The organism is Aquabacterium sp. (assembly GCF_021768455.1).
Taxonomy (GTDB): Bacteria; Pseudomonadota; Gammaproteobacteria; order Burkholderiales; family Burkholderiaceae_C; genus Aquabacterium.
Genome location: NZ_JAIZVX010000135.1, coordinates 1 through 11,920 on the forward strand (window position 1 = coordinate 1; position 11,920 = coordinate 11,920).

Here is an 11,920-nt window from a genome sequence, read left to right on the forward strand (position 1 = left end):
AGGGCTGCGTAAGGATATCGTCGCGCGCGGCCTGCCGGCGCCGTCGACCACATCGCGGGCCTCGGGCTCGGGTGGCGCCTCGTTGCCACCACCGGCGGGCGCGCGAAGGGGCAGCGCACGCCGGAAGCCGGTGATGTAGGCGGCCAGGCCGGCATCGCGCAAGCCACGCTCGAAGCGGTAGCCCAGTTGCACGGCAATCGGCTGGCCCAGGGTGAGGCCTTCGAAGAGGTCGCGGGCCGCGCGCACACGCCGGGAGGACAGGTCGAGCGAGAAGGTGCGGCGCTCGGCCGCATCGCCGTTGAGGTAGCCGCTGCGCAGCACCGCCGCCGCCGCGCCATGGCGTAGCGAGGGCATCAGCATGTGGCCCTGGCTTTCGCGCGTGCCGATGGCATCGGGCTGCAGCCACTCCACCCAGCCAAAGGCGCCCACTTGCAGGCCCTGCTGGCGCTGCCCATTCTGGCCGGCGCGCAGGGTGGCCAGGCGGCGGGTGGCCAGCGAGGTGTACCAGGCGTCGAGGCGGTGGTCGAAGGCGTCGAGGGCGCTGCGCAGGGCCCAGTTGAGTTCGCCCACGGTGCGCTCGCTCAGTTCGCCCAGGCTGGCGCGCACGCTGGCCAGGTGGCGCACCGGCCGGGGCAGGCGCGTGCGCCAGGCTTCCAGCTCGGCCGCGCGGTGGGATCGGTGCCACGGAGCATAAGCCACGGGCCTGCCCTCGGCCTGGGCCTGTTGCGCAGCCACGGAGGCGGCCCGGGCCACGTGTTGGCCGATGGGGGCATCGCCGGTCACACCTTTCAGGCGCAGGCCCGCAATCTGGCCCACGTGCTCGACCTCGAAGGCCGTGGTCTGTTCCGTGGCCTGGGCCACACCCAGGGTCAAGGGGGTCTTGAGCAGCCGGGTGGTGCTGCCCGCCACAACGGCCTGCGTGACCTGGCCCAGCAGCGCGGCGTTGCCCACATCGGCTTCGCGGTCGGCCGACCAGGCGAGCAGGCCCTGCAACAGCGAGGGCGCCTGGCGCAGGCCGGCAAAAGCCTGCTTGAGGTCGACATGGCGGTCGATGGCCTCGGTGAGCTGGGTCAGGTAGGCCGGGGCTGGTGCGGCGCCGTCGGCCTCGCGGGTGGGCACCTGGCTGTCGGCCTGCACCCAGGGCATGGCGCGGGGCAGGATGCTGGCATCGGCCTGCAGGACCATGCGCGCCAGCGGCAGGGCGGAGAGCACCTCGGCCCGCGCCGAGGCTGCGCCCCAGGTGGCGGCCAGGGTCTGCATGAAGAGGCCGCCGGGCAGGTCGCGCAGGCCCTGCTGGAAGGTGGACAGCGCGGTGAGGGCGGGGCTGATGGTGGCGTCTTTTTCGACACGGCGGTAGGCGGCCGACTGCGCCCAGGGCCCGTGCTGCAGCAGGGCGTGGGTGTGGGCCGTGGCGCCATCGAAGCGGGGCACCTGGTCTTGCACCTGCTCCCACTTGGGGCGCAGGGTGCCGAGCACGCGGGCCAGGCCGGTCTCGAAGGCGTCGGCGCCCCGGTAGCGTTGGGGGGCCACGATGGGCAGCAGGCCGTAGGGCTGGCTGTCGATGCGCAGGGGCTGCAGCGGGCCGGTGGGGCGCAGGTGGGTGACGACGTGGGCGCGGATGGCTTCGTGCGTGTCTTCGCTCAGCTTGAAGGGGCCGTGGTCTGCGTCCCAGGCTTCGCGCAGGTAGGCGCCCATCGTGCCGGCGTACAGGGCGTTGAGCATGTGGCCGCTCAGGGCCGCGTCGTCCAGGTCGCCCTGGGGGATGGCGACCTGAGCAAAGCCCTCGTCCGGCAGGCCCAGGGCAAAGCGCAGGGTCTCGACCGCCGAGGTGCCGGCTGCCGGGGGCGTGGGGCTGGCCAGGCTCGGGTCGCGCAGCTGGGCGGGCGAGTGGCCTGAGCTGGCGGCCGATGTGTTGTTGGTGGGCATGCCGATGGGCAGGAAACCGATGCCGGCCGAGGCCGCCTGGGCCTCGAACAGCGCGGTGACACCGGCTGCGGCCTGCTCGGGGGTGAGCGTCCAGTCGACACCCAGCACGACGAGGCGCTCGATGGGTTCGTTCAGCGAGAAGGCAGGGGTGCCGGGGTGGGCCTGGCGGAAGGCGTCGACATCGGCCTGGCGCACGCGCAGGCCCATGCCCCGTTCGACGGCCTGGTCGAAGCGGGCCAGCCAGGCGGCCTCGCCCTCGAAGGGGCCGGGCGTCTGGTCCGCCGGGGCGGCGTCACCGGGTTCGATGGCGGGTGCCATGGGCAGCACATCGGGCACCGGGGCGCCAAAGCGGCGGAAGACGATGCGCCCACCTTGGGCCAGGCCCACCACGCAGAAGCGGTCTGGCAGCATCACGGCCGTGGGTTGGGCGGCCAGGCGGGAGCCCGCGGGCTCTGGCGCCGGGAAGTCGGGTTCGGCCGGGGCGGCAAGGGCGGCATCAGCCTGGTCCAACAAGTGGGCGTTGAGCGGCCTGGTGCGGTTGACCACGTAGGCAGCGCGTGGCGCACGCAGGGCCTTGACCATCTCGGCCCACAGGGCCTGGGGGCGCTGGTCGCGCATCCGTTCGGGCTCGGTCTGCGGGGCAGGCTGGCCCAGGCGGGCAAAGCGGGCGGCCCAGTAGGCCCGGCCGGCGGTCTGCTCCACCTCGGTCAGCGCCTGCAGGTGGCGTTGCACCTGGGCGGCATCGGGGTAGATGCGCACCAGCAGGTCGGGCGGGTTCTGGCCCTGGCGCTCGTAGCGGGTCTCCAGGCGCACCGGGAAGAGCAGCAGCGGCGTGTCGCCCTCCAGGTGGGAGAAGAGGGCGGCGCCCTGAGCGTCGTCGCCCGCCTGGGCTGCTGCGGCCGACAAGGCCGTGACCGCCTGCAGCAGCTTGTCCCGCTGGGCGCGGCCGGCCTCGTAGGCCTGACGGGCCTGTTTGTGGCCGAGGCTGGCCGTGGCGATGTCGGCGGCGCTGGCGCCCTGGCTGACGAGGCGGTCACGCTGGCGGCGGGTCTGTTCGACCTCCGCGATCTGGCGGGCCAGTGCGGCATCGGCTTGCACGCGCCGGGCCCGCAAGGCGGCCAGCTCGGCGGTTTGGGGTGGTCTGGGCATGGTGGGCTCTCGGTCGGTGTCGGTGAGCTGGCTCAAGGTGTGAGCCAGTGAAGGGGCTCAGGCGTTGTCCAGGCGGTCGCCGTCGAAGAAGCCACGGAAGGGGCGCTGCAAGAGGGCCGCGGCCACCTGGCCCGCGTGGGCGCTGGCGGCGGGCAACTCGTTGACGCTGCGGGGCTTGGCCGGGATGGCATGCAGGTGCACGCCGGCCAGCTGGGCCAGCGAGACGTGCTGTCCGGCGGCGGTGCCCACATCGGCCCAGTCCACGTCCAGCCAGGAGTCGGCGCTGGGCGGTGCCTGTGGGGCCAGGAAGTTCACGCGCTGCGTGACCTGCCCTCCGCGCCGCTTGACACGGGGCACCTCGCGCGGCGCGGCGCTGTCGTCGAAGCCAAAGCGGGGCTCCGTCATGGGCTCTTCCAGCACGAACCAGTACCGGTTGGCGTCGCTCGGGGGCAGGTTGAAGAGGAAGAAGCTGATGTCGGGCTGGATCTGCCCGGCGGCCACCGGCGGCAGCACCTGGCGCTGGCTGCTGTCGAAGATGGCCGCCTTGTCGCCGCCCTGCTTGGCGATGGCGTAGACGTGGGTGTTGGGGTAGCGGCGCAACAGCTGGCCGCGCACCAGCAGCACCAGCTGGCCTTGCGGGTTGTGGCCGCCTGCGGCCCGCAGCGTGGCACTGGCGTTCCACTGGTGGATGGGGTCGATGTCGCGGGCCTGCGGATCGAAGTAGGGCCAGAAGCGCTGGAAGGGCGTGCCGCGCTGGTCGGTGGGGTAGCCGCGCCAGAGCATTTCGCGCCCCATCTCGTGGTTGGCCCCCGCCAGGAAGGCGTTGACGAAGCCCGGATTGGTCTGCAGCAGCAGGATGGTGTCGTTGGGGATCTCCTGGGCGCCCGGCAGGAAGGCATCGCGGTCAAGCTCGGCCAGCTTGCGATAAAGAGGCTCGTCGAGACGTGGGTAGGCCATGACCCGGTCGAGCTGTTGCGGCAGCACGAAGCGCTCGCGCGAGAGCAGGCTGCGGCCGATGACGCCCGGCTGCACGGTGTCGTAGCGGAAGGGGCTGCCGGCCGCGCCGATGAGGCTCTGGATGCGCCGCGGCACCAGGGTGGCAGCGTTCAGCGCAGGCAGGGCGGCATGCAGGACCTCGCTGGCCACACAGGGCACGGCCTGCACCGTGACGCCACGGCCCAGGTTCACCGGCGCTTCGCGCGCCAGCAGCCGTGCCCAGGCACCGCGCATGCGCTCGAGCACGTGGGCGTCGTGCACCGGCGGGAGCGTGGTCACGCCGATGCGGCCACCCACTTCCGGCGCCACCACGGGCCCGCCGACCAGACCGCTGCCCTGCGGGCGGAAGCGGCCCTGCTCGCTGGCGCCAATCTGGAGGGGCGGGGCCTGGCGGCCCGAGGCCGCGGTGAGGGCCCCCACGGGCAGGGTCTGGAACAGGGCGCCTGGCTGGAAGCCACGTGCCGCGGGGATGGGCACGGTCGCGATGGCACCGGCTTTCAGGGTCGGCGCGCGCTGGGCCGCGCCAAGGGTGGCGCGGGCGGAAGGGCTTGCGGTGGCGGCGGGAGCCAGATCGAGGCGGCCGCTGCGTGCATCGACGTTGAGGCCCTGGGCCGCGGCCAGGCGGAAGCCGGTTTCGCTCACCACGGCCGACAGCAGCACGCCCTCGGGCCGTTGCCTGCCCACGGCCAGCAGGCTCTGGGCCATGGTCAGGGGCGTGGCGCCTTCCTGGGTGGGCCGCCTGGTCTGCAAGGCGGCCTCGGCCAGGCTGGCGCCGAGTTCACCGATGCGAGACCACTGCGCGTCCAGCAGCACGCCGGCCTTGAGCCGCGCCTGCACCCCCGGCTGGCGGAAGGCCTGGGGCGGCAGGGCCTGCAGGGTTTTCTGCGTGGCCATCAGCCGGCCCAGCAGGGCGGCGGGCAGGCCCTGACCCAGACCGGGCACGTCCAGCCGGGCGTTGGGGGCGGAGGCGGCATCGGGCAGGGCCAGGCCGTCCAGGGCCCGCAGCGCCCGGATGCCATCGGTGCGGAAGCGGGGCGCCTCGGCCAGCGTGCGGACCGAAGTCGGGTCGGCAAAGGCCTGGGCCAGGGCGGTGCCGGGCCGCGTGGCGGTGGCCCCTGCCTGGGAAGACACCTGGGCGCGCCTGACCCAGTTCCGGCTGCTGGCCAGCCCCCGGCGCAGCCCGCCTTCGGCCACCGCATCGGGCAGGCTGGTCTGCCGCACATGGCCCCACAGGGTGAGCCGTGCTGCGCTGGCCTGGGCATCGGGGCCGAGGGGCAGGCGTGCCGCCGCCGGGGCCAGGAACTGCATCCGGCGCTCCGGGGGCAGGTGGGCGAGGCGCTGCTGCAGCGCGCCCAGGCAGTGCACCGACACGTGTGCCAGGCTCAGCATGCGCTGGGCCTTGAGCACCTCGCCCATCTGAGACCAGGCCGCCTGCATGAAGGCCTCCTGGTGGGCCTGCACGACCCGGGTGCCGACGCCCGCCGCCATGCGGGCCGGGGCCAGCAGGTTGAGGTGGTGCAGCCAGCGTTCGCGCAGGGCCGGGTTCACCGCGTGGGCGCGGGCGTGCCAGGCGCCGTACACGGGTGGGCCCACCAGGGGCACCTCGGGTTCGTGGTCCGCGAGGGCGAGGTTGCCGAACACGCGCTGCTCGCCGGCGTTGAGGAAGCGGGCCAGGTCGGCGGCAACCTGGTCGGTCTGGCCGGGTTCCACGGTTGCGTCCGGGGCGAGCGAGAGCATGGCGCCCTCGTACTGGTCCACGTAAGCGGCCTGGACGGCCGCTGCGCCTTGCTGGCGGATGCCGCGCTGCTGGAAGAGGTGGTCGGCGTCGATCTCCACCGGCTCGCGGCCCAGGCGGCCCAGGTCCTGCTGGACATCGCTCCCCAGGTCGGCCGGGGTCTTGAGGCGGCGGGCCAGGGTTTCGAAGTCGCCCGCCGGGCCGGTGGAAAACGTCCAGTGGTGGTAAACCGGCAGCTCCAGGTCGCTGGCCTGCGTGCCCTGCCAGGCCAGGCTCAGCAGGGCATCGGCCGCGACCGCCTGGCCCAGGCCGGCACGCCGGCCTTGCTCGAACACGGGCACCAGGCAGGCGATGTAGCCCTGGTTGGCCTCCAGCCGTCGCGGGCAGACCAGGCGCGAGAGGTTCTGCGCCGGGCGCTGGTTGAGGGCGGTGTCCACCTCGATGGCATCGGGCCCCTCGCTGGCCCGCACCACCTGGGCATGGCCCCACATCCAGGCCTCGCTCAGATCGGGCAGGCTCACCAGGCCCTTGAGCGTGACCGAGGGCAGCGGGCGCCCGGGTCGAACGATCGGCTCGTCGACCTCACCGCGCCGGAACACCAGCAGGGTCAGCCAGGGCATGAGGCGTTCCTGGGCGTTGGCGCGTGCCGGGGTCAGCAGCCAGGGCAGGTCGGGCGGGTCGAACTCGATGGCGGCCAGGTAGTTGGGCTCGACGTCGTGCTGGTTGGCCCGTGGCTCCATGCGCACGATCACGCGCGGGTCCAGCCCGATCACATCGGCCGGGCCCATGAGAGGCAGAGCGATGCCGGCGCTGGCCGTGGCCTCGCCTTCGACCGAGCCCTTGAGCTGCAGCCCCACCTGCACCGCAGGCTGAACGGGTGCACCCAGGGCCTGCTGGTTGGCGTGCGCGCGGGCCAGGCCGCGGCGGGCCCAGGGCAGGAAGTCGTAATGGAGCTCGCTCATGGTGTGCTTTCTGCCGGCGTCTCAGGCCAGCTCGTACAACTCGACCACCTGCCACTGGCTGGCCATCACGGCGCTGCCGGCCGCCTGGTGCAGGGCCTCGGTGGCGGCCCAGGCGCCTGCGCTGAGGCCCGTGTTGAGGCCCTGCAAGGGGCTGCGCTGGTCGGCCTTGCCACTGATGGCCATGGGCACGGCCTCGGCCACGCTCAGCGGGGTGGCATCGGGTGGCAACAGGGCCTGCTGGGGACGCTGGCCGCTGCGCTGCACGGCGCCCATGTCCACCATCCACTGGCTGGCGCCGGGGTGGGTGGCATAGAGGTGCTCGTCCTGCAGCATCTGGCCGATGTCGCCCAGCAGGTGGAGGTGGCCGGGCTTGGGGCTGAGGTCGCGCGTTTCCCAGTCGACCGGCGCGCTCACCGGTGGGCCCGAGGCGAAGGTGTCGAAGGCAAAGCGCTCGCCGGCTTCCATGGCCTCGAACGAGGGCCTGGCGAGCTTGTCCTCGTCCGACATCTTGAAAAACTGGCTGGCCGCGAACTGCTCCTTCTGCGCGCTGTGCACGGCATCGGTGGCGCTGCCACCCAGGGTCACCCCGGTGATGTCGAGGCGGCGTGGGCCTTCGATCCTGGCTTCGTTGACCTTGTCGAGCTGGCGGCGCAGGGGCACGCGGCGCTGGGTGAAGGTGAGCGAGGCCATGGGATGGGCCAGGCTGCCTTGCTGGCCTTCGCGCTGGCCCACGGTGATGGGCGAGGCCTCGGTCGAGGGCAGGGAGACGCTCCAGTTGTCGGGCTTGGCGGCCTCGCTTTGCAGGAGGGCAAAGGCGCTTTCCGTGACCAGCGGCGTGTCGGTGTCCTCGCCCCAGGATTCGTCGAAATCGACGTCGACGCTGCCGAAGAAGCCCAGGTCGACCGAGGCCTCGCCGCGGATGCGCCAGCGCCCCGGGCCCTTGAGCAGCCCCGCCAGGCTCACACCCAGGCCGATGCCGAAGACCTCGGCGTGCGCCCAGGCCCGGAAGTCGACCTCGAAGCAGAACTTGGGCTGCAGGTAGCAGATGGCGTCGAAGCCCAGGCCGGCGTCGAAAGAGGCCACGCCCACGTCGCCCCAGGCCTTGATCTCGAAGCCCCCTTGCACCGTGGCGGCCGTGACCGCGAAGTAGCCCTTCACGCTCATGCCGACGATGCCGATGGAGAAGCCCGCGCCGATGCGGTCGAAGGGCATGGGCACATCGGGCGGGATGTCGGCAAAGCGCGGGTGGAAGCCACCGGCCGAGATCAGGAAGGTGGGCTTGTCGCCAAAGGCGGCGCGGAAGGCGAACTGCCCGGTGAGCGTGATCAGGGCCACACGCGAGTCGCGCAGCTTGCCGTCGAAGGCGATCTTGAACGGGTCGAAGACGATGACGCCGACGAAGTCCAGCTGCAGCAGGATGATGGCCAATTGCTTGTCGACCAGGGGCGGGATCTGGATGACCAGCTGGCCCAGGATGGCGATCTGGCTGGACTCGATCAGCACGCCCATGCGCAGCGAGACCAGTGTGGGCGTGCCCCAGCCCACCTCCAGCATGGGCCCGATCACGAAGCCGCCCGGTTTGAAGGGGAAGAGGGTGGAGAGCGTCTGGAAGATCTGCGGCGCGTTGCTGGCCACGTCTTGCGGGAAGAGGATGGCGTCCAGGCTGCCTTCGCCCAGCTGGCGCGACATGGCGCTGGTGTCGGCCGTGTGCTGCACGCCGATCAGGCCGCCGACACCGGTGAGGACAAAGCCCCAGGACAGCTGGATGGGCGGGAAGTTGCCGAAGATGAGCAAGAGCAGCGACCAGTTGCCGCCTGGCCGTTTGGTGTGCAGCAGGCCCAGGGCCTTGACCCCGATCTGCGCAATCCTGAGTTCGAAGTAGCCCTTGTACTCGCCCGCCTCGTCGTCCAGCGAGAGGTAGCCGCCGCCCTGGATGGCCCCGGCGTCCAGCATCATGGCCAGGCCATTGGGGGGCTTCACGTCCAGTGTGGTCTCGCCATCGCTCAGGCGGACCGCGACGGTGGCGCCAAGGCGCTCGACCGAGGTCTTGAAGGGCCCCAGGTCCAGGCCGCAGGACACCGACAGCTCGGTGGTCAGCACCGAAAAGTCTTCGTTGGGCCGGATGCCGAAGGTGATGAGCTGCAGCTTGAAGGGGCCAGTGGGCAGCGCCTTGATCGGCAGGTTGACCTGCACGCCACTGCCGTCTTTCAGGCGCAGGCCGCCCGCGCCATCGGCCAGGGCCTCGATGTCGAAGGCCACTTCCACCCGGTCGCCCAACACCTTGGCCAGCAGGGCCGGGTCGATGCGGGTGACGTCGAGCACCAGCTTGCCCTGCTTGAGTGCCAGCGTGACCGAGGGCGCCAGCTGCCCGCTGACGCCACCGGGCCGGTTCAGCGAGAGGCCGGCCGAGAGTTCACCGATCTCCAGCCGCACCGCAGACGGCGAGCTGGCCGGCGGCAGGCTGAGCGCCGGTGTGGCCTCGTCGCGGCCTTTCAGCCCCACGGCCAGCGAGGCGCCAAAGGGCTGGGCAGGGTCCTGGCTGACGCCGGCGGCCGGGCCGTCCCAGCGCAGCTGTACGCCGCCACCGGCCTGCAGCCTCAGGGTCAGCTGGCCGTCGCCGGTGTCGTGCGTGCGGTCCAGCAGCAGGTTCAGGGCAAAGCGAATGCCCCGGCTGATGTCGAACTCGGTCAGCGTCAGCCCACCCGATGCGCCGGGGATGTCGCCGGTCGCGTTCAAGGGCAGCACCAGCGCAGTGGGCAGCGGGATGGCCCCGGCAATGCTGGGGATGGCGAAGTTGGCAAAGTCGGTGATCTGCGCGGTCGGGTCGCTGGAGAAGGCCTTGTCCAGCACGGCGCCCAGCACCAGGGTCTGCACCCCCAGGGTGGACGAGGTGCGCCGCAGCGACGCGGTGTCGCTGCCCACCAGCTCGGCCAGCTTGCGGGCCTGGGGGGCTGTGCCGTCGCCACTCGGTGCGGTCTCCAGATCGCGCGACAGGCTCAGCAGCAGCTGCCCCAGGCCAAAGGCGCTGGGCGAGAAGCGCAGCCCACCCATCGCTTCGCGGATCAGCGCGATCAGCGTCGACACGGCGGCCTTGGCCGCGGCCAGGTCCTGCCCGCCGAGGGCGCCCAGCAGGGCCTGCAGCGGGCCGACCAAGGTGGCCGCCTTGCCCACCACCAGGGCCGCGATCGAGAGGGACTGACCCGAGAGGTTGGGTTGGTTGAACGCCGACGGATCGGCGGGGGGCGGCGCCACTTGCCGGTCGACCGGGTCGGCCAGGGCCCACAGCGCCTTGCGCAAGGCGTCGCGCAGGGCCACGTCCGCCACGTCCTGGACGGCGCGTTCGACCGCTTGCACAAACCAGGCATGGACGCGCTCGAATGCGGTGTCGGCCATCGTGTCTCCCTCGGCTTTGATCTGGGCGCATGGTGGGCGGCCTGCAGGGAGGGCGCCATCCCTAGAAGTAAGATGCCGCCCCTATGTCCGATACCACCCCAGACGCCCCCCACGACGAGGCCCCCGAGGTCATCCACGAGCCCCGCCTGTGGGTCGACCGAGGCTGGACGGCCCGCGTCATCAAGAACGAAGACGACGATGGCTGGGCCGTGGAGATGCTGATGGCCGGCGAGGCCGAGCCCGCCCTGGTCGGGCCCTGGACCATGGGCCGCGACAAGAAGAACCCCAAGCCGCTGGACGTGGGTGCGTTCAACACCCTGGTGAAGACCGCCTCCGAGGTGGTGCGCCGCCATGAGCAACAGCTGCATGCGCGCCTGCACAAGGAGGTGGTGGTCGATGCGGGCGAGCAAGGCCGCCTGCGCGTGACGCTGAACATCGTGCCCGACGAAGACGAGCCCCACGCCCTGCTGGCCGCCTGGGACGAGGTGGGCGAGCGCCTGGCCCAGGTGCGTGTGCGGCCGGATTTCAAGCTGAGCCAGGCCAGCGCCGGCGACTGGGCCGAAGCCGGCTTCGCGCGTCCGCGCTGAAGTGCCGCCGCCGCCAGGGGCATCCGCCGGCATCTGACGGCAAGTACGGGCATCGGCCTAGAATCAGCGCGCGGGCCGATCGTCCGTCCGCCGCGTCATCCCCAAGGAGTCCCATGAGCCCGTTGCCCGACATCACCGTGACCACCATCGACGGCGAAGCCCGCCCCCTGCGGGACTTCCTGGGCAAGGCCACGCTCGTGGTCAACGTGGCCAGCCAGTGCGGTTTCACCCCGCAGTACGCGGGCCTGGAAAAGCTCTACCGCGAGCTGAAGGACCAGGGCCTGAACGTGCTGGGCTTCCCTTGCGACCAGTTCGGCCACCAGGAGCCGGGCGACGAGGCCGAGATCAAGCACTTCTGCAGCCTGAACTACGACGTCAGCTTCCCGATGTTCGCCAAGGTCGAGGTCAATGGCGCCAACGCCCACCCGCTGTACCAGGCGCTCAAGGCCGCTGCACCGGGCATCCTGGGCAGCGAGGGCATCAAGTGGAACTTCACCAAGTTCCTGGTCGACAGCCAGGGCAAGGTCGTGGCCCGCTATGCCCCCGTCAGCAAGCCCGAAGGCCTGAAGGACGACATCCAGGCGCTCTTGCGCTGAACCTGTCGCTGAACCTCTCGCCGAGGTCTTGGTCAGGCCTGCAGGCTGAGCTGCTTGAGCAGCAGGCGGGCGCTGGCCACATTGGTGGCGCAGGCCACGTTGTGCACGTCGCAGGCGCGCACCAGGGCGTTGATGTCGGGCTCGTGCGGCTGCGGTGTCATCGGGTCGCGCAGGAAGACCACGGCGTCGACCTCGCCCACGGCCAGTCGTGCGCCGATCTGCAGGTCGCCACCCAGCGGACCACTGAGCAGGCGTTCCACGTTCAGACCGGCTTCGGCCTGCAGGCGCCCGCCGGTGGTGCCGGTGGCCATCAGGGTGCAGCCTTGCAGGAAGGCCTGGAATTCTTTGCCAAGCTGGACGATGTCGTCCTTCTTGCGGTCATGGGCGATGAGGGCAATGATCATCCGCAGATCATAGATGTGTAGCGCCGTGTGGCAGGCTTGTGTCGAAGTGCTTTTCGGGCCGTCCAGGCGTGAAGGGGGCACGGCCTTCGGTGTTAGGCTTGGCTCCCCTGCACGGGGCCACGCTCTGGCGTCGGGTTGACCCGTGCCCCCCGATCGCCCCCCCGACCGACAC

6 protein-coding genes are annotated in these 11,920 nt (G+C 71.6%); 2 read left to right on the forward strand and 4 right to left on the reverse strand.

Annotation, left to right across the window (positions count from 1 at the left end; translation table 11 throughout):
• The 3 genes from QZ994_RS15525 to QZ994_RS15535 all read right to left on the reverse strand — a co-directional run.
• Window positions 1-3,111, reverse strand: a 3,111-nt coding sequence (locus QZ994_RS15525; RefSeq protein ID WP_290873615.1) for a hypothetical protein, incomplete at its 3' end; no start/stop codon positions are given.
• Window positions 3,112-3,132: 21 nt separating this feature from the next.
• The gene (locus QZ994_RS15530; protein ID WP_290873618.1) at window positions 3,133-6,768 is read right to left on the reverse strand and encodes a hypothetical protein; all 3,636 of its coding nucleotides are present in this window, start codon (window positions 6,766-6,768) and stop codon (window positions 3,133-3,135) included.
• Between the two features lie 21 nt (window positions 6,769-6,789).
• The gene (locus QZ994_RS15535; protein WP_290873620.1) at window positions 6,790-10,161 is read right to left on the reverse strand and encodes a DUF6603 domain-containing protein; all 3,372 of its coding nucleotides are present in this window, start codon (window positions 10,159-10,161) and stop codon (window positions 6,790-6,792) included.
• Between the two features lie 83 nt (window positions 10,162-10,244).
• On the opposite strand from QZ994_RS15535, the gene QZ994_RS15540 reads away from it, so the two are divergent.
• Entirely contained in the window at window positions 10,245-10,748 is a 504-nt protein-coding gene (locus QZ994_RS15540) for a hypothetical protein (RefSeq protein WP_290873623.1), read from the forward strand.
• 113 nt (window positions 10,749-10,861) lie between these two features.
• Window positions 10,862-11,344: a glutathione peroxidase gene (locus QZ994_RS15545; RefSeq protein WP_290873626.1), complete on the forward strand. Its 483-nt coding sequence runs from the start codon at window positions 10,862-10,864 to the stop codon at window positions 11,342-11,344.
• Window positions 11,345-11,376: 32 nt separating this feature from the next.
• On the opposite strand, the gene QZ994_RS15550 is transcribed toward QZ994_RS15545, so the two are convergent.
• Entirely contained in the window at window positions 11,377-11,748 is a 372-nt protein-coding gene (locus QZ994_RS15550) for a methylglyoxal synthase (RefSeq protein WP_290873629.1), read from the reverse strand.
• Window positions 11,749-11,920 lie beyond the last annotated feature (172 nt).

Bases quoted from the DNA above. Each gene is read 5' to 3' on its own strand.
- QZ994_RS15530 (WP_290873618.1), bottom strand. From the start codon at position 6,768: ATGAGCGAGCTCCATTACGACTTCCTGCCCTGGGCCCGCCGCGGCCTG.
- QZ994_RS15535 (WP_290873620.1), bottom strand. From the start codon at position 10,161: ATGGCCGACACCGCATTCGAGCGCGTCCATGCCTGGTTTGTGCAAGCG.
- QZ994_RS15540 (WP_290873623.1), top strand. From the start codon at position 10,245: ATGTCCGATACCACCCCAGACGCCCCCCACGACGAGGCCCCCGAGGTC.
- QZ994_RS15545 (WP_290873626.1), top strand. From the start codon at position 10,862: ATGAGCCCGTTGCCCGACATCACCGTGACCACCATCGACGGCGAAGCC.
- QZ994_RS15550 (WP_290873629.1), bottom strand. From the start codon at position 11,748: ATGATCATTGCCCTCATCGCCCATGACCGCAAGAAGGACGACATCGTC.